17 protein-coding genes and 2 rRNA genes are annotated in these 20,695 nt (G+C 66.1%); 14 read left to right on the forward strand and 5 right to left on the reverse strand.

The features are described from left to right. Positions 1–416 (forward strand): 23S ribosomal RNA (locus VNN77_02205); the annotation flags it as partial. 129 nt (positions 417–545) lie between these two features. After that, positions 546–661, forward strand: a 5S ribosomal RNA gene (gene rrf, locus VNN77_02210). Between the two features lie 168 nt (positions 662–829). Here the strand turns inward: rrf and VNN77_02215 are convergent. After that, complete coding sequence (locus tag VNN77_02215) at positions 830–1,264, reverse strand: DoxX family protein (protein ID HXG50204.1); 435 nt, start codon at positions 1,262–1,264, stop codon at positions 830–832. A gap of 338 nt (positions 1,265–1,602) precedes the next feature. On the opposite strand from VNN77_02215, the gene VNN77_02220 reads away from it, so the two are divergent. From VNN77_02220 to VNN77_02230, 3 genes are all read left to right on the forward strand, one after another. Beyond that, a complete protein-coding gene (locus VNN77_02220; GenBank protein HXG50205.1) occupies positions 1,603–3,438 on the forward strand; it encodes an FAD-dependent oxidoreductase in 1,836 nt (611 codons plus the stop codon). Positions 3,439–3,499: 61 nt separating this feature from the next. Beyond that, positions 3,500–4,651, forward strand: a complete 1,152-nt coding sequence (locus tag VNN77_02225; GenBank protein HXG50206.1) for an NnrS family protein — start codon at positions 3,500–3,502, stop codon at positions 4,649–4,651. A gap of 611 nt (positions 4,652–5,262) precedes the next feature. Beyond that, positions 5,263–6,303, forward strand: coding sequence for a PQQ-dependent sugar dehydrogenase (locus VNN77_02230; GenBank protein HXG50207.1), 1,041 nt, complete (start codon positions 5,263–5,265; stop codon positions 6,301–6,303). Between the two features lie 73 nt (positions 6,304–6,376). On the opposite strand, the gene VNN77_02235 is transcribed toward VNN77_02230, so the two are convergent. Then, entirely contained in the window at positions 6,377–7,087 is a 711-nt protein-coding gene (locus VNN77_02235; GenBank protein ID HXG50208.1) for a dienelactone hydrolase family protein, read from the reverse strand. Positions 7,088–7,224: 137 nt separating this feature from the next. Between VNN77_02235 and VNN77_02240 the strand changes: the two genes are divergently transcribed. The 3 genes from VNN77_02240 to VNN77_02250 all read left to right on the forward strand — a co-directional run bounded on the left by VNN77_02240 (position 7,225) and on the right by VNN77_02250 (position 12,072). Next, complete coding sequence (locus VNN77_02240) at positions 7,225–8,298, forward strand: ethanolamine ammonia lyase-activating protein (GenBank protein HXG50209.1); 1,074 nt, start codon at positions 7,225–7,227, stop codon at positions 8,296–8,298. 156 nt (positions 8,299–8,454) lie between these two features. Then, positions 8,455–10,326, forward strand: coding sequence for an enolase C-terminal domain-like protein (locus VNN77_02245; protein HXG50210.1), 1,872 nt, complete (start codon positions 8,455–8,457; stop codon positions 10,324–10,326). A gap of 3 nt (positions 10,327–10,329) precedes the next feature. After that, the gene (locus tag VNN77_02250) at positions 10,330–12,072 is read left to right on the forward strand and encodes a GH3 auxin-responsive promoter family protein (protein ID HXG50211.1); all 1,743 of its coding nucleotides are present in this window, start codon (positions 10,330–10,332) and stop codon (positions 12,070–12,072) included. A gap of 134 nt (positions 12,073–12,206) precedes the next feature. On the opposite strand, the gene VNN77_02255 is transcribed toward VNN77_02250, so the two are convergent. Then, positions 12,207–13,136 (reverse strand): dihydrodipicolinate synthase family protein, encoded by a 930-nt coding sequence (locus VNN77_02255; protein ID HXG50212.1) that lies wholly within the window; start codon positions 13,134–13,136, stop codon positions 12,207–12,209. Between the two features lie 235 nt (positions 13,137–13,371). Next, on the reverse strand, positions 13,372–13,926 hold the full coding sequence (locus VNN77_02260) for a hypothetical protein (protein HXG50213.1): 555 nt from the start codon (positions 13,924–13,926) through the stop codon (positions 13,372–13,374). 225 nt (positions 13,927–14,151) lie between these two features. On the opposite strand from VNN77_02260, the gene VNN77_02265 reads away from it, so the two are divergent. Then, positions 14,152–14,871 (forward strand): glutathione S-transferase family protein, encoded by a 720-nt coding sequence (locus tag VNN77_02265; protein ID HXG50214.1) that lies wholly within the window; start codon positions 14,152–14,154, stop codon positions 14,869–14,871. A gap of 98 nt (positions 14,872–14,969) precedes the next feature. Here the strand turns inward: VNN77_02265 and VNN77_02270 are convergent, their stop codons facing one another. Continuing rightward, positions 14,970–15,377: a pyridoxamine 5'-phosphate oxidase family protein gene (locus VNN77_02270; GenBank protein HXG50215.1), complete on the reverse strand. Its 408-nt coding sequence runs from the start codon at positions 15,375–15,377 to the stop codon at positions 14,970–14,972. Between the two features lie 214 nt (positions 15,378–15,591). Here VNN77_02270 and VNN77_02275 point away from each other — a divergent pair, with 214 nt between their 5' ends. The 5 genes from VNN77_02275 to VNN77_02295 all read left to right on the forward strand — a co-directional run bounded on the left by VNN77_02275 (position 15,592) and on the right by VNN77_02295 (position 20,669). Beyond that, entirely contained in the window at positions 15,592–16,695 is a 1,104-nt protein-coding gene (locus VNN77_02275; protein ID HXG50216.1) for a Gfo/Idh/MocA family oxidoreductase, read from the forward strand. A 96-nt stretch (positions 16,696–16,791) separates the two neighbouring features. Then, on the forward strand, positions 16,792–17,997 hold the full coding sequence (locus VNN77_02280; GenBank protein HXG50217.1) for a cobalamin-independent methionine synthase II family protein: 1,206 nt from the start codon (positions 16,792–16,794) through the stop codon (positions 17,995–17,997). Positions 17,998–18,200: 203 nt separating this feature from the next. Beyond that, entirely contained in the window at positions 18,201–19,034 is an 834-nt protein-coding gene (locus VNN77_02285; protein HXG50218.1) for an alpha/beta hydrolase, read from the forward strand. 40 nt (positions 19,035–19,074) lie between these two features. Then, the gene (locus tag VNN77_02290; protein HXG50219.1) at positions 19,075–19,842 is read left to right on the forward strand and encodes an amidohydrolase family protein; all 768 of its coding nucleotides are present in this window, start codon (positions 19,075–19,077) and stop codon (positions 19,840–19,842) included. A gap of 11 nt (positions 19,843–19,853) precedes the next feature. Beyond that, positions 19,854–20,669: an alpha/beta hydrolase gene (locus VNN77_02295; GenBank protein ID HXG50220.1), complete on the forward strand. Its 816-nt coding sequence runs from the start codon at positions 19,854–19,856 to the stop codon at positions 20,667–20,669. Positions 20,670–20,695 lie beyond the last annotated feature (26 nt).

Genomic DNA, 20,695 nt, shown 5'->3' on the forward strand with positions numbered 1-20,695 from the left:
GGTGTTTGGCACCTCGATGTCGGCTCGTCACATCCTGGGGCTGAAGTAGGTCCCAAGGGTTCGGCTGTTCGCCGATTAAAGTGGCACGCGAGCTGGGTTCAGAACGTCGTGAGACAGTTCGGTCCCTATCCGCCGTGGGCGTAGGATACTTGAGGGGAGTTTTCTCTAGTACGAGAGGACCGAGAAGAACGCACCGCTAGTGTTCCGGTTGTGGCGCCAGCCGCATTGCCGGGTAGCTATGTGCGGAAGGGATAACCGCTGAAAGCATATAAGCGGGAAGCCCCCCCCAAGATAAGGTATCCCGGGTCGCAAGACCCCTGAAGACCCCTCCTAGACTAGGAGGTTGATAGGCCGGGTGTGGAAGGCCAGTAATGGTCGAAGCTAACCGGTACTAATTGGTCGTGCGGCTTGACCATATTTACCAATGCCACTTCGCTGAATTGCAGTCGTCCGTATTCAGTTCTCAGAGATTCCCGGTTCCGGGTTTCACGGTTTCCGGCCATTCAGCACGAAACTGGAAACCGCAAACCGGATACCAAACGATTTCCGGTGGCGATAGCGGAGGTGACACACCCGATCCCATCCCGAACTCGGCCGTTAAGCCCTCCAGCGCCGATGGTACTATACGGTCGCCGTATGGAAGAGTAGGACGCTGCCGGAATTGAATAAAAAGGCCCGATCTTGAGATCGGGCCTTTTTATTTCTCGAACCTCTCGTGCTTTTCTAGATTTCCCCGGAGCGCCTCGCCGTCTTAACACCACGAGCGCCTGTCGAGGTGAAGCGGGTTCCCCCGCAACCGTCTCGGCTCCGAGAAAGGAGCGTGCTCCGATCAGTCGCTGAGCAGCCGGTCGACGGAGAGGGCGCCGCCGCCGCCGATCACCAGCGCCACGGCCATCAGGAGCAAGGCGAGCGTGTACTCGATCCCGCTTTCCTCTCCCGGGCGGCGCGCCAGGAAAAATCCGTGCCCCAGGTGCGACTTGAACATCGCGATCGCGATAAAGACCGCCAGGCCCAGGGCGAACGGCCGCGTGAGCAATCCGGCAAGCAAGGCGAAGCAGCCGAAGAACTCGATGAGCAGCCCCAGCGCTCCGACCGGGACGGGAATGCCGTGCTTGTCCCGCCAGTTCTGGAGCTGCCCCCTGGCGCCGCGACCGCCGAACCAGCCGAAAATCTGTTGCGTCGAATGGAAGAAGAAGGTAACCGCCAAACCCAACCGCAGCGGCAACAGGGCATAAGAAGGTGCGGTGTCGAAGATCCAGCCCATCGTCGTCCTCCGAAGAAGCAGATCGAAAGTTGCCGGGAGCCCGCTGGCCGGTCGACCCACCGCACGCCAGCGGGGCCGGAGCTCTCGGCTCGGGCGACGCGTCGCCGTCTGTCTACACGGCAGCAAGCTCACCAGTAGCTCCTCGTCATTACCACAGCTCCTTCGGCCAAATCAAAAGCGCGGCGCGCGCCTCCGGCAACGCGCGAGCACCAAGCGCGTCCCTTGACCGAACTCGCCGGCATGGGATAAGAAAGTGAGCGTTTTCATTCGACGAAAAATCGTGCGCCGCGGAACGCCGCGGAACGGCTTTGGGCGCCCGCGGCCGGGGAGGACAGTTGATGCGACGCGAAGACACCTGGGAAAGTTTCCAACGCAAAGGCATGATGTCCGCCACGCTCGACGGAGACGACGACGCGCCGCTCGGTCTGGGAGCGGGAATAGGGTGGGTTCCCGACAAGTGGGATCTCGTCGCCGACGTCGTGGTGGTCGGCTCGGGAGCGGCGGGTATGCCCGCCGCCATCAAGGCCGCCGACGGCGGGGCCTCGGTGATCGTTGTCGAAGCGAACTACGACGTCGGCGGCCACGCGATCATCAGCGGCGGCAACGTGCCGCTCGGCGGCGGCACCAGCGCGCAGCGCAAGTACGGCATCGAAGACTCGCCCGACGTGGTGTTCCGCGATCTCACGGATTGGACGATTCTGCAGCCGAACGGCTGGCCCGATTACCGCTACAACGACCGCGCGGTGATGCGCGCGTTCGCCGATCACTGCGCTCAGACCTTCGAATTCCTGCTCGCCAACGGCGTCGTCTTCAAGGACGTTCCTCCCGATACCCAGGGCGGGCACAACATCGGCAATTCGGCGCCGCGCGAGAATCACATCGTCTGGACCAAGGGAGCCGGTCTGGAGAGCCCGAACGCGCGTGGGGGGACCGGTCTCATCCGGCCGCTCGAGGCGAGCGCCCGCGCCAAGGGGGTCCGTTTCCTCCTGAACTACAAGATGACCAGGATCGTGCGCGAGCCGGGCTCCGCGAGCCGCGCCGGGAGGGTCGTCGGAATCAGCGTGAAGTACACGCCGAGAATCATGCCGGGGCAGACCAAGCCGCTCAAGAGCTTTCGCTCCGACGGCAACATCGAGAGCACGCAGCCGACGCTCAACGTCCGCGCGCGCAAGGCGGTGATTCTCGCAACCGGCGGGAGCACCGGAAACGTGCACTTCCGCCGCATGTTCGATCCCCGGCTCACCGAGGTGCTGCAGGTCGCCGGCGAGCCCTACACCTTCCAGGACGCCAGCGGCGAGCTGGCGGCGATGGCGATCGGCGCGTCGCTCTGGGGACTGGCCAATCAGATTCTGGAGAACGGCGACAACATCCGCACGCAGCGTGCGCTCGCGACCCGCTACAACTACATGACCTGGGAGCTCGAATGCCCGATCTTCCCGCTGGTGCGCGCTACCGGGCTTAACGTGAAGGACTGGCACGACCTGATCCTGGTGAACCAGGTCGGCAAGCGGTTCTATGACGAGACCAAAGGGGATTACCCGCACGGCAACGTCTACAACGAGGTCCGCCCGTACACCCCGTACGACTACCGCAACAGCGAGCGCATCGAGTTCAATCCGACCAAGTACAACTTCTTCAACGCTGCCGTGGCGATGAACGAGTATTCAGAACCGCCCGACTATTCGTGCGGCCCCGTATGGGCGATCTTCGACTCCGAGGCGGCGCAAAGGGAGAAGTGGAAGCTCACGCCCCCGCACGTCGACCCGGACGGATATTTCTTCAGCGCACCGACGCTGCGCGAGCTGGCCGCCGCGATCAAGAACCCGTATCAGGCCAGGCCGATCGACGGCGCTACGCTGCAGGAGACCGTCGAGCGCTACAACTCGTTCGTGGAATCGGGAGTGGATCTCGACTTCGGCAAACCAAAACCGAAATACAAGATCGCAAAACCGCCCTTTTACGCCGCCTGGGCCACCCCGCTGGTGCACGACACCCGCGCCGGGTTGAGGATCAACAGCCGATGCCAGGTCATGGACATGGCCGGCCGGGTGATTCCGGGCCTTTACTGTGCGGGCGAGTCCGCGGGCGGGTTCAACCAGCACGGCCTCGGCCGCTGCACCACTCAGGGTTTCATCGCCGGGATGAACGCCGCCCTGGAGACGGCGCGCGACTGACGGTCGGCCGCCGGCCCATGGCGCGGCTGGCGCCTCCCTGAAAACAGCCTCGGGAACCGACGTGGTCCTGTTCGCCCTGGGGTTTCGTCCTTTTTTCCTTCTGGCGGCCGCCCTTGCTCTCGTCGTGATCCCGTACTGGGCAGCGGTGTTCGCCGGCGGCCTGAAGCTCGAGGGCTATTACGGGCCGATCCGCTGGCACAGCCACGAGATGATCTTCGGCTACGGCGTGGCCGTGATCTCCGGCTTCTTGCTTACGGCGGCGCGCAACTGGACCGGTCTCCCGACCACCGCGGGCGCCCCCCTGGCGTTGCTATCGGCGCTCTGGCTGGCCGCCAGGGTTCTGCCGTTTTTCCACGGCGCGGTCTCACCACCGTTGATCGCCGCCTCCGATCTCGTCTTCCTTCCGGCCCTCACGGTCGCGATCGCCATCCCCCTGGTCCGAAGCGGGGAGCGGCGCAATCTCATTTTTCTTCCGATCCTCGCCGCCATGTTTCTCGCTGATCTGATGGTTCACGCGGAGGTGGCCGGTTTTGCCCGCGGCTCGGCTCGCCCCGGAATCTTTCTGGGCTTGAACCTGATCGTTCTCCTGATCGTGATCGTTGGCGGCAGAGTGATTCCGTTCTTTACCGAGCGGGCCGTTGCTGGCACCGCCCCGAGCCGGCGCGGGGCGATCGAGCTGCTCTGCCCGGCCTCGGTTGTTGCCTTCGCCGCGGCGGAGCTGCTGCAACCCGGTTCCGCGATCACCGGCGTTCTGGCGGCGCTGGCCGCCGCGAGCAACGGCATCCGCCTCGCCGGCTGGTACACCCGAAAAATTTGGCGGCTGCCTTTGCTCTGGGTGCTCCACGTCGGCTACGGCTGGATCGTGACGGGATTTTGTTTGAAAATGCTCGCCGCCGCAGGCGCAATCGCGCCGCAGTTTGCAGTGCACGCCTTCACCGTAGGAGGAATCGGCGTCCTTACGCTGGGGATGATGGCGCGCGTCTCGCTCGGCCACACCGGGCGCCCGCTCGAGCCGGCGGCGCCCGTCGTGCTCTCGTTCGTCCTGATCAATGCGGCCGCTTTTTCCCGGGGACTGATGCCCGCGGTCTTTCCCGGATGGCTTTCGGCTCTCGTCGCCCTTTCGGCAGCGCTTTGGGCTGCGGCTTTCCTGCTCTTTCTGGTGATCTACGCTCCGATCCTCACCCGGCCGAGGGTCGACGGCCGGGCGGGATGAGGGACGCCGCGCCCGACGTGCCGGCTATCGCGGGCGGATCGAAAAAGACAGCCGGCTGGACCTGCTCGCGTCCGCGAAAGGCGTACGCCCCGGCTCAGCGGGTGGCGGGCCAGGCATCTTCTCCGTGCCTGCGGGGAAGGCCATCTTTTTTCGCTGTGGTGCGTTCCGTGGCGCGACAATTGCGCGCTTCTGGTAACGCAAGAGCGCCTCGCCGCCGTGATTGGCGACACTCAAGGCCGACCGCCGGGCGGGTGCATCATTTACATCGAACCGGCGAGCCGCTAGATTCATCGGAAAACAGGCCGCGCCGGCTTGCGGCTGTTCTTCTGCGGCGTCCGAAAGTCGTGTTTCTCGCCGGCGCCGCCGGGATCGGCCCCTGCGGCTTGCTGCCTGGCAGGAAACAGGATCGCCGCAGCCTCCGGACTTCAGGAATCCTCGGGTTCGCCGAAGGCTGCGGCTCCAAAGGGAATATGGAAAGATCGGCTGCGCGATCGTTTTTCCGGCCTTGCCGACTTGCGACTTCGGGTCTCGGGCTGGCCGCCGCGCTTTCGGTTTCGTGCGCCCCGCTGCCCGCCGAAGGCCAGGCGCCGCGCTCGCCCACGCCGGAGCCGGTGAAGGCAGCGCTGCGGGTCGAGACGATCGCGCGCGGTCTCGAGCATCCGTGGGGCCTCGCCTTTTTTCCCGACGGTGCCATGCTGGTCACCGAACGTCCGGGCCGCCTGCGCCGGGTGGAGCGTGACGGCCGGCTCTCCGGGCCTCTTGCCGGGGTGCCGGCGGTTTTCGCCCGCGGCCAGGGCGGTCTCCTCGACGTGGCGCTCAGCCCCAACTTCGCAGCCGATCGCCTCGTCTATCTCTCCTACGCCGAGCCCGGCGAAGGAGGGGCGGGCACCGCGGTCGCGCGTGGCAGGCTGGGAGCGGCAGGGCTGGAAAACACGCAGGTGATCTGGCGTCAGGAGCCGAAGGTGAGCGGGGCGAATCACTTTGGATCGCGCCTGGTGTTTCGGCCCGACGGCACGCTGTTCGTCACTCTCGGCGAGCGCTTCAACTACGCCGACGCCGCGCAGGACCTTTCTACGACGCTCGGCAAGATCGTGCGGATCAATCCCGACGGATCGATTCCCCGGGACAACCCGTTCACGGGGCGCCCCGGCGCGCGACCCGAGATCTGGTCGTACGGCCACCGCAACGTGCAGGCGGCTGCACTCGATCCGGAAACCGGAGAGCTCTGGACTGCGGAGCACGGAGCGCGCGGCGGGGACGAGCTCAACCGGCCGCAAGCCGGGAAGAACTACGGCTGGCCGGTCATCTCCTACGGCGTTCATTATTCCGGCCTGAAGATCGGGGAGGGCACCGCGAAGCCGGGAATGGAACAGCCCGTCTATTACTGGGATCCGGTCATTGCCCCTTCCGGCATGGTTTTCTACACCGGCAATCTCTTTTCCGCATGGAAGGGCAACGTTCTCATCGGCTCGCTCACGCCCGGCCTTCTCGTACGGCTCGAACTCAAGGACGGCAAGGTCGTTCGCGAGGAACGGTACCTCGCGGAATTGCGCGAGCGCATCCGCAACGTGCGCCAGGCTCCCGACGGCTCGCTCTACCTGCTCACGGACAGCCGGAACGGACGGATCCTTCGCGTGTCTCCCGCGGGCTGATCGCCCCGACCCGGCAGCGCGGGCCTCATGTGAGCCCAGGGCGGTGCGGCTTCTCCAGCCACGCGTCTTCCGTCTACTCGTTTTCCAGCTCGCGCGCGAGAAACTCTGCGGCAAGGCTCCAGGCCAGCTCGGCGAGCTTCGGGTCGTAGTTGTCGCCGTCCGCCAGTGCGAAGCCGTGGCCGGCGCGGTGGAACAGGTGCCAGTCCAGCGGTTGCCCGCTGGCCTGGAAGCTCTCCATCAGGCGCTGCTGCACCGGAAGCGGGGCGACGTGGTCCTGCGCGCCGAAAAAGATCAACGACGGGCATCTGAATTCGCGGGCCGCCTCGCAGGGGTGGCGCGGGCGCAACCGGCTGGGCCCTTCGTCGCGCACCGAGGGATAGTAGCCGACGAAACAGCGCACGCCCGGGGTCGCCGCGACGAAGTGGATGCCGATCCGGCCTCCCATGCAATAGCCGATCACCGCGCAGCGCTGGCCGTCGACGTCGGCGCGCCCCGTGAGATAGCGCCAGCTCCGGTCGAGGATCTCGACGAATTGCCCGTCGGTGGTGTTCTTCTGAGCTTCGTGGACGCCGTCCGCGACGCCGAGCATCTCGTAAAGATCGGGAACAATGGTGGTGTAGCCGAGGCGGGCGAGGTTGCAGACCGTGGATTTCATGTGGCCGGTGACGCCGAAGTGGTGGTGCACGATCATGACGCCCGGGCCCGGCTCTCTGCGATCGGGGTGGGCGAGGTAGCCCGGAATGCCGTCGCGTTCCGCGGAGAGGCCTCGGTTGACGATTTTCATTCTCGGTCCTCCCTTCGTTCACCGCTGCCGTTCTGTTATTACGATCGGCGGCAAAACTCAAACCTGTTTCGTACGCTGGTCCGGCCCGGCTGGGCCGTGGTAAAAGCAGATGAGTTCGATAGAGGGCAGGTGAGACGATGCCACTGGATGAAGCTTCGGCAAAACGGTACGCGCGCAAATCGCCCTTCCTCGCGTGGTGCGAGCGCGAAGGGTTGCCGGTGATCGGCGGTTACGGGGTGGACGATTTGAAAAGCCTTCCGCTCGGCCACTGGGATCGCTGGGGCGGCCCCGCAGCCTACTGTCATCTCGAGGGATCGCAGGGATTCGTCGGCATGATCGTCGCCGAGATCCCGCCAGGCAAGAGCCTCAAGCCGATGCGCCACATGTACGAGGAGCAGGTGCTCGTCCTTTCGGGCCGCGGAGCGACTGAGTTCTGGAGCCCGGGGAGCAAGGAGCCGATCACGCTCGAGTGGCAGGCCGGAAGCCTCTTTTCGCCGCCGCTCAACGTGCTGCATCAGCACCACAACGGTTCGGCGACCGAGCCGGCGCGCTTTGCCGCGGCGAACAATCTCCCGTTGATCATGAACGTTTACGGCTCGGCGGAGTTCGTCTTCGGCGCGCCGTTCGATTTCACCGAACGGTTCGCCGGTCAGAGGGACTTCTTCAGCGGCGAGATGAAGCCCGGCGAGCAGGAGGACCGCGCGGTCAATTTCATTCCGGATGTCCACGCCGTAAAGCTCGATCCCCATCCGGAGCGCGGCGCGGGCTTCAGCCGTCTCGGCATTCACCTTGCAGGCAACTCGATGTACGGCCATATCATGGCGATCGAATCCGGTACCTACAAAAAAGCCCATCGCCACGCGGCGGGCGCTCAGGTGATCGTGCTGGCGGGCAAGGGCTATTCGCTGATGTGGCATCCCGGCAGAGAGAAAGAGATGGTGCGGGTCGACTGGCGCCCCGGAAGCCTGCTCGTGCCGCCGGAAGGCTGGTACCACCACCATTTCACGACCAGCAGGGAGGCCGCGCGCCATCTGGCGCTCCGCCGCGGGCTCCGCCAGGTGGGTTATCCGTGGAGGCCGAACCTGAGCGAGCGCGAGGGCGGCCATCTGCTCGAGCACGAGGACGAGCCGCCGGAGATCCGGGCCATGTACGAGGCGGAGCTGAAGAAGGAAGGAATCCCTTTTCGCATGGCGCCGCTCGCCCCCCGTTGAACGCTCCCGAGGCCTCCGCTCGCGTTCGCTTCGTTTGTCACAGGCGCGATCAGTGTTGTAAGCTCGGTGGTTCGGGGCGGTTTGCAGCCGGGTCTCTCCTGCCGGTCGCAAAGATCGAGGTCCGCGGCGGTCACCGCGGCGGGGACTGGAGGGAACATGATCACGTCCGAGCAAATCACGAAGGCGTTCGATGCCGCGACCAGGGAATTTCGGGAATCGGACGAGTACCAGGCGCTGGTTAGCGGAACGGCCCACCTCGAGACCGTCCGCGAGTTCTTACGCGACGTCTTTCGCACCCACTTCCTGTCCTCGCACATTGTCGCTCTCTGTTTCGCTTCGCTGCCCTCGACCGCCGCAGAGCTGCTGAAAGAGAATCTCCTGGAGGAGATGGGCCGGTCGGAGGCCGAAAAGCCCCATTCGGCGCTGCTCGTCGAGATGGCGCGGGGCATCGGGCTCGGCGAAAGCGAGATCGAGTCCCTGATCGCCGACGCGCGGCAAAGGGTGGCCGTCTTCTGCGCCGCCAGGGTACCGCTCGCCACCCTGCGCGAGCTGTGCCTCTCCGTGCTGCTCGAAACCATGAGCTTCGAGTTCATGCTTTCGCGCTGTTCGAGAGAGATCGCGGCGGCCCTGACGAAGCACTACGGGTTCGACGACGCCGCGCTCCGCTGGTTCGCTTTGCACTCGGAGGTCGATGTGCGCCATGCCGAGGAGGGCGTGGCCGTCGTCCAGGACTATATCGCCTTCCATCGCATCTCCGATCTGCTGTTCGAGGAGATCGCCGCCCGGACCCTGGGGGACGATCTGTTCGTGCGTCACTACTTTCCCGCCGCGTCAAAGCGGCGCACGGGTACGAGAGCGCCGGCCGCCAAGACGCAGAAAATCGACTCGGTGACCGTTTACCAGCTGCGCATTCCGTTTCACCAGGCGTTTCGCCATGCGCTGCACCGGCGCGAAGAGAGCGACGCGGTCGTCGTCAAGGTCACCGGCAGCGACGGTCGGAGCGGTTTCGGCGAAGCCTTGCCGCGCCCGTACGTGACGGGTGAGACCGTCGAGGCGATGATCGGGCGTATTCGCGAGCAACTGGTGCCGCGGCTCTTTGCGCAAACGTTCGCTCCCGGATGGGAAACGCTCGATCACGTCCAGGCGCTCATGTCCGGATGGACCTCGGTCGACGGCGGAGAAGGCGGTCCGCGCGCCTGGAATGCGGCGTTCTGCGCGCTGGAGCTGGCGCTGCTCGACTGGGGCCTCCGAGCCGGCCACTGCGGATTGACCGACCTGCTGGCGCCGGCGCGTTACGAAGTCGTCTACAGCGGAGTCATCTCGGCGGACGCGCCGGAGGACGCCGCGGAGCTGGCGCGCAGGATGGCGCGATGGGGCATCCGCCAGATCAAGGTGAAAGTCGGCACACTGCGCGACGCGGACCGGGTCGAGGCGGTCAGACGAGCCGCAGGCGGGGAAGTCGAATTGCGCGGGGACGCGAACGGCGCATGGGGGGCGGACGAGGCGATCGAGCAGCTGCGACGCTTGCAGCGGTATGGGCTTGCGGCAATCGAGGAACCGGTCGGGGGCGCGAATCCCGCGGAGGTGAGACGGGTGCGTGAAAAGACCGGCATCCCGGTGATCGCGGACGAGTCGCTCGTCACGGTCGCCGATGCCCGCCGGATGATCGAGATCCGCGCGTGTGACCTCTTCAACATCCGCTTATCCAAATGCGGCGGGATCAGCGGCAGCCTTGCGATCGCCCGGCTCGCGCAGGAAGCCGGGTTCGGAGTCCAGGTCGGCGCCCAGGTCGGCGAAACCGGCATCTTGTCGGCGGCCGGGCGCGCCTTCGCGGCGCACCTGCCGGCGCTCGCCTTCGCCGAAGGCTCGTTCAGTACCTGGCTGCTGCGCGAAGACGTGACTTTCGAGAACGTCGCATTCGGTTTCGGCGGAAGGGCCCCCCTGCTGAGGGGCCCGGGGCTGGGGATCACGGTCCGCGAAGACGTCCTGGAGAGGCTTGCGACGGCGAGGATCGAGCTCCGTCGTTAGGGCATGGAACTGCTGATCAAGGCGGCCGCTATCGTCACGGGCCTGGAATGGGCGCGCTGGGAGCGTCTCACGCGCGCGCCGCAAGAAACCCAGGACCGCCTGCTGCTCGATATCATCGGTCGCAATCGGGCCACGCGCTTCGGCCGCGACCATGGATTCGACTCGATCCGTACCCCGGGCGATTACCGCAAGCGCGTTCCCGTCGGCGACTACGAGCGGTTCCGCCCCTACGTCGAACGGGCTGCGGACCATGGCGAACCCCGGGCGCTGACCGCCGAGCCGGTGCTGTCGTTCACGCTGACCAGCGGGAGCACGGGCCGGCCCAAGTTGATCCCGGTCACACGGACCACGCGACACAATCACCGCCAACTGACCCGGCTCTGGTACTACCGCGCGCTGATGGACCACCCGGGGCTTTTCGGGGGGAAGCTGCTCGGAGTCGTGAGCCCCGCCGTCGAAGGACACACCCCCGCCGGAATACCGTTCGGCGCCGCCTCGGGTTTGATCTACGAGAGCAGCCCGCTTTGGATACAGAACGCCGCTGCGGTGCCGTACGAAGTTTCCCGGATCAAAGACTTCGACGCGAAATACTACGTGACGATGCGTCTGGCCCTGGAGCACGACGTCTCGTTCTTAGGCACTCCCAATCCGAGTACGATTTTGAAACTCGTCGAGACCGCCGATCGGCACAAAGACGAGCTCATCAAGGACATCCATGACGGAAGCATCGGTGCCCGGTGGGACGTTCCGGCGAGCATTCGCGGCGAGCTCCTGCGCCGGTTGACGAAAAACCCCGCGCGCGCCAGCTGGCTGGAAAAGCTGGCCGGGTCGGACGGGAGACTGCGCCCGAGCGCGTATTGGCCCGGCCTCCAGCTTATCGGCTGCTGGAAGGGGGGCAGCGTGGCGGTGCGCCTGCACGAACTCGAACGCTGGTTCGACAAGACGACCGCGATCCGCGATCTCGGCTACATGGCCAGCGAGGCGCAGATGAGCCTGCCGGTCTCCGATTCGGGTTCGGCGGGCATTCTGGCGATCGACAAGAACTTCTATGAGTTTATCCCGGAGTCGGAAATCGACGCAGCCAGGCCGGTGACGCTCGACTGCTCGGAACTCGAGGAGGGGCAGGTTTACTACGTCGTGCTCACCACCGCCGGCGGCCTGTATCGCTACGATATCAACGACCTGGTTCGGGTCGCGGGATTTTACAATCGCACGCCGCTGATCGAATTCGTCCGCAAGGGTCGGGACGTGACCAGCATCACGGGTGAAAAGCTGCACGTGAACCAGGTCATCGAAGCGATGGCGCAGGCGCAGAGCGCGGCCGGGATCGCCGTGCGCCACTTCCGTGCCTGGGCCGACGTCGAAAGATCCCGCTATGCTTTCTGCGTGGAGCCGGTCGGCGCCGCGCCGGACACGGAACGCCTGAGCCAGCTCCTCGACGCGCTCGACGCCGCCTTGCAGCTCGCCAATATCGAGTACCGGGAAAAACGGGCATCGCGGCGGCTCGGGGAGCCGGTCCTTTGCCTGATGAAAGCGGGTTGGTTCGAGCGCAGGTCTGAAGCGGCCCTTCACCGCGGCGCCCGCGACGTGCAGTTCAAGGCTCCGCTGCTGAGTACCGCGGCGGAAGATCCCGCGGAAATAGAACGGATAGTAGGACGCGCCGGGAACGCAGGGAACGAGGCGGGACGCGGAACCGAGCCCGCTGATCCCGGCGCGGGCGACCGGAAACTGACTCATCCGCGATGACACGGCGATGCATGGAAGAGGCGAGCGGTCTCATGTCAACGTGGAGGCCAGGTACGGCGGCGCGGGCGGCGTGATCATCGATGTCCCCGGAACCGGCCGGCCCGGCCCGGCATCCGCGCCGACCGCGTTCCGGGTCATGCTTTCGCGCGCGGCCGTTCGCGTGCCCGGGTTTTGCGCCCGAGGGCTCCGAGGCGGGTAAGGATGGCGCGGATCTCGGAGCGCCCGACCTCGGACAAGGGGGCCTGAGGAGGCAGGGGCGGCCCGACGTCGTAGCCCTGCAGCTCCAGGCCTCCCTTGACGCAGGCGGCCAGGTTGTACCTGGCGAAGACCTGGTTGATCTGCCAGAGCTTTCGCTGGAGGAGCATCGCTTCCCGCCACCGCTGGGCGCGGCAGAGCTCGTAGAGGCGTACGCTTTGTCGCGGCACCAGGCAGGCGGGACCCGCCATCCAGCCGACGCCGCCGATCAGCATGACGCATGCCGGTATGTGGGCCGATGCGCTGAAAACGCGCATCCGGTCGCCGACGGCGTTGATGATGCTCAGGACGCGGCCGGTATCCGAAGAGGCGTCCTTGAGGTAGCGGATGTTCTCCACGTGGGCGAGACGCTCGATCGCCGCGAGGCTCAGATCGCTCCGCTGGAAGTGCGGGTTCGTGTAGAGCACGATCGGCAGGCGGGTGCTGCTCGCCACCGCCGTGAAGTAAGCGACGACTCCGTCCTCCGGCACCGGAAAATAGGCCTCGAGAATCGCGAGGATTCCGTCGGCTCCGAGAGCCGCGTAGGCTTTCGTTTGCTCCACGGCATCGGCGATCGTGGTTGCCGCGACGCCGGCTACCACCGGCACCCGCCCGCGGGCTTCGTTCACGACGACCTCCACGATTCGCCGGCGCTGATCGCGGTCGAGGTAGGCGAACTCCCCGGTCGATCCGAGCGCCGTGAGACCGTGCACTCCCTTGTCGATCAGATCGTTGACCAGACGCGCAAGCACTCCGTCCTTGATCCGTCCTTGCCCGTCAACGGGAGAGACCAGATAAGGAAAGACGCCGCTGAATTCCTCGTGCGCCATCGGGGTCGGATCGACTCGCCGGTTTGCGCGGCGACGCCGTTTCCGCGGATTCTACAAGCGGTCTTGCCGCATGACAACCTGGAAAAACGGTTTCCGGTTCCCGTTCCGGGGTTTCCCGTTGAAGGTCCGCGGCCGGATCGTGCTGCGGCCCTGTCGGCCGGAGAGCGCAGGCTGCGCGCAAAGTTCGCCGCGCGAGATCGCCTATCGTCACGCGGCTGCGCCTCCGGGAAAGCGGTCAAGCGAGCCCGGCGGAGCGCAGCCGGCGATTGGACTCCTCGAAGACCCGCCTGGCATGCTCGAGGTCGAAAGGGCGTTCTTCGAGCGTCCGGGGGTCCCACTCGCTGCGGGGCACGCCGAAGAAGTCGCCCCCGTAGACGTGGAGGGCTGCGGTGATCTTTTCGAGCGGGTTTCTGACCGCGTGGATGACCGCTTCGCCGAGAGGGATCGTCTCCTTTGCCATGAGCGTCTTGTTCCCGTGCCCGATCAACCCGCGGCCGCCCCGGCGGTAAAAGGCGTTGTCCTCCTGTCCGACGTAGACGCCGATCACCGCCCACATCCGGTGGTCGTGCGGATAGAGAAGCATTCCCGGTCCCCAGAGAACCTTCAGAATCGTCAGCTGCTCCGAGCGATAAAGCGTTTCGATGCCGGCCTGTCTGGGCTCTCCCAGAGCCTTGAGAATCTCGCGGGGGCTTCCCACCGCTCGGGCAACCAGCTCCTTGATCGCCACGTGCTGGGATTTTTCCTTGAGCGCTCGCAGGCAATCTTCCTTGAACCGCTCCAGTGCGAACATAGAACTCTCCTCGCGTTTTTTGGGCGCCGAGCGTATTGTCCGCGCCGGGCGAGGGGTGGTTTCCGGAAGGAGGGATCGGCCGGCCGGCCGGATTCCTCACGCTAGGCCAAACAGGGGGAGGCGTCAAGGACCGCCGTCGACAACAGTCGCCATTTCGACCGGCGATGTGGTAATAACCGGTCGGCAATCGCTGTCGGTTCGACACCAATCCCGGGAGGAAACCCCATGCGTTACGAGCTTTACTACCAGCCCGCGATTCAGGGTCGCGGAGAATTCGTTCGCCTGCCGCTCGAGGACGCGGGCGCCGACTACGTCGACGTTGCGCGCGACCCGAGCTTCGGCCGGCCCGGAATCATGAAATTTCTCGAGGACCCCTCGCTGAAGCATCCGCCGTTCGCGCCGCCGTTTCTGCGGGCGGGCAGGCTCCTGATTTCCCAGACCGCCAACATCCTCCAGTTCCTGGGGCCGCGCCTGGGCCTGGTCCCGAAAAGCGAAGCGGGCCGGCTCTGGGCCAATCAGCTGCAACTTACGATCGCCGACTGGCTTTACGAAGCCGGCCAGACGCACCATCCAATCGCCAATGTGCTCTACTACGAGGAGCAGAAGGAGGAAGCGAAGAAGCGCGCCGCGCACTTCACCGCCAACCGCATCCCTAAGTTCATGGGCTATTTCGAGAGGGTGCTCGAGCGCAGTCCCGCCGGCGGTTTCGTCTTCGGCCGCAAGGCCTCTTACGTCGATCTGTCGCTTTTCCAGATGGTCGAAGGGCTGCGCTACGCCTTTCCCAAAACGATGGCGCGGCTCGAGCCGCGCCATCCGAGGCTCGTGAGCGTGCACGATCGCGTGAAAGAGCGCCCGCGGATCGCGGCGTATCTCGCCTCTTCGCGGCGGCTGCCGTTCAACGAGCAGGGGATCTTCCGCCGTTACCCGGAGCTGGAAGAAGGGTAGCGCGCGACCGATGCGCTCGGCTGGCGCCACGAAGGGCACGAAAGGATTGCGTGCCCGGCGGGAGAAAGGAGATTGCCCCGTAAAGAAAAGCGCGCGGGTCAGAGGCTGCCGTAGATCCGCTCCGGGGAGACCAGAACGAGGGCGCGCTGCTCCTCGCGCATGCGCCGCGCGAACTCCTCGTCGGTTTTGGGCGTCCGGCCCATGGCGACGTAGAGGGCCTTCAGCCGCTGCAGGTGCTCGGGCGTATCCTTCCAGGGCTCTACGGTTGTCGGCCCTTCGACCGTGACGTAGCGGCGGGTGTCGAGCTTGATCACGGTGACGGCCGCGCGGCCCGTGCGCTGGATGTTCCTCACCTTCACCGTGTGCCCGCGCGACGCAAACCCCACCTTGCCGTCCAGCACGGCCGTCGAGACGACGGTGGCATGGGCGCGCCCCTTCGGCGTGACGCTGACCGCGACCCCGGTGTGGCTTTCCTGGAGCAGGGGAAGCGCTTCTTTCCATTCCATGACGGCGGTCCCTCCGTAACCCGAAGCCCGGCGTCGAACCACCACGGGCTCGGCAGGGTATAACTCCGGTCGAGGCGGCGAGTCAAGGCGTGAAATTCCGCGGGCAGGGGTCGGCGCGATTGACGGTCGGCAGCCGTCGCGATAGCCTCTGGAGCCCGGGGGCGGGAACGGCTCGGAAGGCGCCGGATATGAGGGCGTTTCAGCAGAGTAAGCCATGATGACCTTCGACCCGCTGGGCGTCGGGCTCGTCGGGGCGGGCGGCCGCTGGGGGCCGCGGGCGCATGCGCCGGCCTTGAAGGGCATCGCCGAGACCCGGCTCGTTGCGGTCTGCACGGCGCACGAGGAGACCGCGCGGGCGGCGGCCGAGAAGCTCGGCGCGGCGCGCGCGTACGGAAGCCTCGACGCCCTGATCCGAGACGCCGAGGTGGAAGCCGTGGTCGTGGCCGTGCGCGTGCCGGCGCACTACGCGCTTGCGAGGAAGGCGATCGAAGCGGGCAAGCACGTCTTTTGCGAGTGGCCCCTGGGCGCGAACACGCGGGAAGCCGAGGATCTGGCGGCGCTCGCGCGCGAAAAAAACGTGCGCACGATGGTCGGACTGCAGCGGCGCGCCTCCCCGGCCTATCTCTACATGCGCGAGCTGGTGGAGCAGGGGTACGTGGGGCAGGTGCTGGCGGTCGCCATGACGCTGATGAACAGCGGCGTTTTGACCCGTACCTCGGATCGAACCTGGCAGCGTGACGCGGCCCTCGGAGCCAACACGCTGACGATCACCTTTGCGCACGTCTTCGACGCCATGTGCATGGTGGTCGGCGAGCCGGCGGAGGTCTCGGCGGTGGTCTCGACTCAGGTGCCGCAATGGTTCGAGACCGACACGCAACGGTACGTCGACGTCACCTCTCCCGACAACGTCCTCGTGCACGGCCGGCTGCAAAGCGGCGCCGTCTTTTCCGCCTGCTGCGGCGTCCAGCCGTACCACGGCAGCGGCCATCGGCTGGAGATTTACGGCCGCGACGGAACGCTTGCCATGATCGGCGGCGGCGAGGCGGGAGAGGAGCTGCGCCGGAAAATCTTTGGCGCGCGCAAGGGCGACAAGGCGCTTGAGGAGCTGCCGGTGCCGGAGCGGTTCAAGTGGGTGCCGGAAGCGCTGCGCGACGGTTACGCTTACGACGTCGCGCAGATGTGGGTCAGGTTCGCCGCGGCGATCCGCGCGGGCTCCGACTGCGACCCCGACTTCGAGCATGCGGTTCGCCGCCACCGGACTCTGGATGCCATTGCCCGCGCTTCCCGGACCGGCGAGCGGCAGGAGGTGGCTCCGTAGAATCGGTCCGCGGCCAGAGTCCGGGCCGCGGCTTTGGAGGGGAACACGGACGAAGTCGCCGAGCGGCAGGCGAGCGTCCTGGCGGAGATCGAGAAGATGCGACGAAGCACGGAGCGAATCCTGACCACGCATGTCGGCAGCCTTCCCCGGCCCGACGACCTGCGCGAGATGTGGTCCAAACACGCAGCGGGCCTCGCGGAAGAGGCCCTGGAAGAGCGCCTGCGATCCGCCGTGGCCGAGGTCGTGCGCGCTCAGGTCGAAGCGGGCATCGACATCCCGAACGACGGCGAGTTCGGCAAGCCCATGCGCGCCGCGGTCGACCGCGGCGCCTGGGGGAATTACGTCTTCCATCGCCTTTCCGGTTTCATTCCGACCCCGCCCGAAGCGGTCGCGCCGGATACCGCGGCCCCCGGGGCGCCGATGCGGATCGTCGGGGTGCGCTGGGAGCAGCGCGAGTTCGCGCAGTTCTACGCCGATACCGGGCTCGGAGCACCGAGCACCGCCGCCAGTCGCCCGACCTGCGCCGGGCCCGTCGCCTACGTCGGCCACGAGGCTTTGTCGCGCGACCTCGCGAACCTGAGGGCGGCCGCGGACAAAGCCGGGATCGAAGAGGCGTTCGTGTCCGCGATCGCCCCGGGAAGCCTGGAGATGTTCTGCCGCGGCCAGAACCTCCATTACCCGACGCCGGAGGCGTTCGTCGCAGCCCTCGCCTCGGCGATGCGCGAGGAGTACCGGGCGATCGTCAGGGCCGGCTTCGTCCTGCAGATCGACGACCCTGGGCTTCCCGGGGCCTGGGACATGCTGGACCCGCGCCCGAGCATCGAAGCGTACCGGCGCTATGCCCGGCTCCGAGTCGAGGCGTTGAACGGCGCGCTGGAAGGCATCCCGGAGGATCGCGTCCGCTACCACATCTGCTGGGGCAGCTGGCACGGGCCGCACACGACGGACATTCCCTTGCGCGAGGTCGTCGACGTGATGCTCGAGGTGAAGGCCCAGGCGTATCTCGTCGAAGCGGGCAACGCGCGCCACGAGCACGAATACAAGGTCTGGCGCGACGTCCGGCTGCCGCAGGGAAAGATCCTGATTCCCGGCGTCGTGAGCCACGCGACCAACGTCGTCGAGCACCCCGAGCTGGTGGCGGACCGCATCGCGGCGTTCGCGGACATCGTCGGACGCGAAAACGTGATCGCCGGCACCGATTGCGGCCTCGGCGGCCGCGTCCATCCTCAGATCGCGTGGGCGAAGCTGCGCGCGCTGTCAGAGGGCGCCGCGCTGGCGAGCCGACGTCTCCGGGCCCGTTGAGCGCAGCCGGGGACCGCGGCCGAGCTCCACCGCGCCCTTGCCCGCGCCTTCGAACGTTCTGCGACCTTTGGTCCGGGCGGGCGGGAAATGAGAACGGCCGTTCTCGCTTCGATCGTTGCCGCATTTTCGCAATTGCGAAAACGTGCCGGTCGCGGCGCCCGGAGCCCTTGAATGCCGGTGTCCGGCGGCAGTAAAGTGGCGCCATGACGACGAACAACCAATTTGAAGTCGCCGAGCGCGACGTCGAATATCAGCGCCTTCAGGGCAAGCCGTGGCTCGTTCGTATTTACCAGCCGCAGGGACGAGGGCCGTTTGCGGCCATCGTCGACGTGCACGGGGGCGCCTGGCACAACGGCGACCGGTTGAGCAACGCGGCCATCGATCGGGCGCTGGCGGCCAACGGCATCCTGGTTGCGGCGGTTGATTTTCGCCAGCCGCCGGAAGCGGGCTATCCGGCTTCGATCCGCGACGTCAATCTGGCGATCCGCTGGCTCAAGGCGCACGCGCCGGAGCTCGACGCAACGAGCCGGGTCGGCGCCTTCGGCAATTCGAGCGGCGGCCACCAGGTCGTGCTGAGCGCGCTGCGGCCCCGCCATCCGGCCTATTCGGATCTGGCGCTGCCCGGCCGTCCCGAGATCGACGCCGGCCTCGCCTATGTCATCGCCGGCTGGCCGGTGATCGACCCGCTCTACCGTTTCCACTACGCCAGGCGGTCCGACCGGCAGGAGCTGGTCAAAGCGCACCTCGACTACTGGGGGACGGAAGAAGCGATGGCGGAGGGAAACCCGCAGGCGATTCTCGACCGGAACGAACGCGCCGAGCTGCCGCCGGTCCTGATGCTGCTCAAGGCGAACGATCGAAATCATCCCCTGGAGATGCAGGAGCGCTTCATCGATTCCTATCGCCGGCGGGGAGGAGCGATCGAGGTCGATACGTTCGAGGGCTTCGCCGAGCGGGTCGTCCCGTCTCCCGACCAGCCGGAAACCATGAGGCTGATCGACGTAATGACGGCCTTCGTTCGGCGGCACGCCCGCTGAGATCCGGCGGCGAGCCGGAGCAACTGGAGGAGAAAGGTTCGTGACCTCGAGGCCCAAGTTCTTCGACAGCCATTTTCACATCATCGACAAGAATTTTCCCCTGGTTCCCAATCAGGGGTTCGTGCCCGACGCGTTCACGGTCGAGGACTATCTGGCGCGCCTGAAAGGGGTCGAGCTCTGCGGCGGGGCGGTGGTCTCCGGTTCGTTCCAGGCTTTCGATCAGGGCTATCTCCTCCACGCTCTGAAGATGCTCGGCCCGTCGTTCGTGGGCGTAACCCAGGTGCCGCGGACCGTCTCGGACGGGGAGCTCCGGGAGCTCGACAACGCGGGCGTTCGCGCCGTGCGGTTCAACGTGAGGCGCGGCGGCTCGGAAGAGATCCGTCACCTGGAAAAGATGGCACGGCGGGTTCACGAGCTCGTCGGCTGGCACATAGAGCTGTACGTCGATTCCTCCGAGCTGGCCGATCTGTTCGAGACGCTCGTCTCGTTGCCCGCGGTCAGCATCGATCATCTCGGGCTTTCCCGGGCGGGCTTCCCGACGCTGCTCAAGCTGGCGGAAAGAGGCGTTCGGGTGAAAGCCACGGGCTTCGGGCGAGTGGACTTCGACGTCCCTCCGGCGCTCGCGGAACTCTATGCCGCCAATCCGCGTGCGCTCATGTTCGGCACCGACCTCCCATGCACTCGCGCCCCCCGGCCCTACCGCGACGAGGACTATACACTGGTCCTGGAGACCCTGGGAGAAGAAAAGGCGGCGGACGTCTTCTACAAGAACGCAATCGACTTCTACCGGCCGAAAAAGGCCGCTTAGGGAAAAGAGAGATGGCACAGCATATCAACGGACCGCTCTACTACGAACGGATGGGACGCACGGGGCCGGTGATCGCCTTCATTCATCCCAACCCGATGGATCAATCCTGCTGGATTTTCCAGATGGCGCATTTCTCGACCTGGTACCGCTGCATCGCCATCGACATACCGGGATACGGCCGATCACCCACTGCCGAGCCGGGTCTGACGATGACCGACATGGCGGAGGCCTGCTGGGAAGCGATCGACGACGCCGCGCCCGGCGAAAAAGCGATCGTGGTCGGCTGTTCGGTCGGCTCTTCGATCGCGCCGTACATGTATCACCTTCGGCCCGACCGGACCGCGGCGCTGGTGCTGTCGGGCACGGGTTACAACCCGGCCAAGGAGTTCACCAAAGGCCGGATCGCCAACTACAGGGCGAACGGCATCGATTACCGCTGGGCCTATACGTTCGAAGACATGAGCCCGGCGTTTCGCACCACGCCGCTGGCGCACTTCTTCGCGAACCTTTTCACCGAGCGCAATCGACACGCGGACCTCCAGACGATCATCCGCCAGTTCGAGGCGCTGGCGGAGCCTTATCCGGAGGGACACCACGAGCGGATCGCCTGTCCGACGATCATTCTGACCGGCAGCGAAGACAACAGCCATCAGCGCGCGTTCGCGCTCCAGGCCCGCATCCCCAATTGCGAGCTGAGAACGCTGCCCGGCGCCGGCCACGCCTGTCAGATCGAGCAGCCGTGGCTGTTTGACCGCTTCATGATCGAGTTTCTCGCCAGGCACGGCCTTTTCCCCGGAGAAACGCCGCCGGCGCGGACGATCGTCTAGCGGACGCGAGGTTTAAGACCTCCAGC

Source organism: Candidatus Zixiibacteriota bacterium (assembly GCA_035574315.1).
GTDB lineage: Bacteria > Desulfobacterota > Binatia > UBA9968 > UBA9968 > DATLYW01.

Bases quoted from the DNA above. Each gene is read 5' to 3' on its own strand.
- VNN77_02215 (HXG50204.1), bottom strand. From the start codon at position 1,264: ATGGGCTGGATCTTCGACACCGCACCTTCTTATGCCCTGTTGCCGCTG.
- VNN77_02220 (HXG50205.1), top strand. From the start codon at position 1,603: ATGCGACGCGAAGACACCTGGGAAAGTTTCCAACGCAAAGGCATGATG.
- VNN77_02235 (HXG50208.1), bottom strand. From the start codon at position 7,087: ATGAAAATCGTCAACCGAGGCCTCTCCGCGGAACGCGACGGCATTCCG.
- VNN77_02240 (HXG50209.1), top strand. From the start codon at position 7,225: ATGCCACTGGATGAAGCTTCGGCAAAACGGTACGCGCGCAAATCGCCC.
- VNN77_02245 (HXG50210.1), top strand. From the start codon at position 8,455: ATGATCACGTCCGAGCAAATCACGAAGGCGTTCGATGCCGCGACCAGG.
- VNN77_02250 (HXG50211.1), top strand. From the start codon at position 10,330: ATGGAACTGCTGATCAAGGCGGCCGCTATCGTCACGGGCCTGGAATGG.
- VNN77_02255 (HXG50212.1), bottom strand. From the start codon at position 13,136: ATGGCGCACGAGGAATTCAGCGGCGTCTTTCCTTATCTGGTCTCTCCC.
- VNN77_02260 (HXG50213.1), bottom strand. From the start codon at position 13,926: ATGTTCGCACTGGAGCGGTTCAAGGAAGATTGCCTGCGAGCGCTCAAG.
- VNN77_02265 (HXG50214.1), top strand. From the start codon at position 14,152: ATGCGTTACGAGCTTTACTACCAGCCCGCGATTCAGGGTCGCGGAGAA.
- VNN77_02270 (HXG50215.1), bottom strand. From the start codon at position 15,377: ATGGAATGGAAAGAAGCGCTTCCCCTGCTCCAGGAAAGCCACACCGGG.
- VNN77_02275 (HXG50216.1), top strand. From the start codon at position 15,592: ATGATGACCTTCGACCCGCTGGGCGTCGGGCTCGTCGGGGCGGGCGGC.
- VNN77_02280 (HXG50217.1), top strand. From the start codon at position 16,792: ATGCGACGAAGCACGGAGCGAATCCTGACCACGCATGTCGGCAGCCTT.
- VNN77_02285 (HXG50218.1), top strand. From the start codon at position 18,201: ATGACGACGAACAACCAATTTGAAGTCGCCGAGCGCGACGTCGAATAT.
- VNN77_02295 (HXG50220.1), top strand. From the start codon at position 19,854: ATGGCACAGCATATCAACGGACCGCTCTACTACGAACGGATGGGACGC.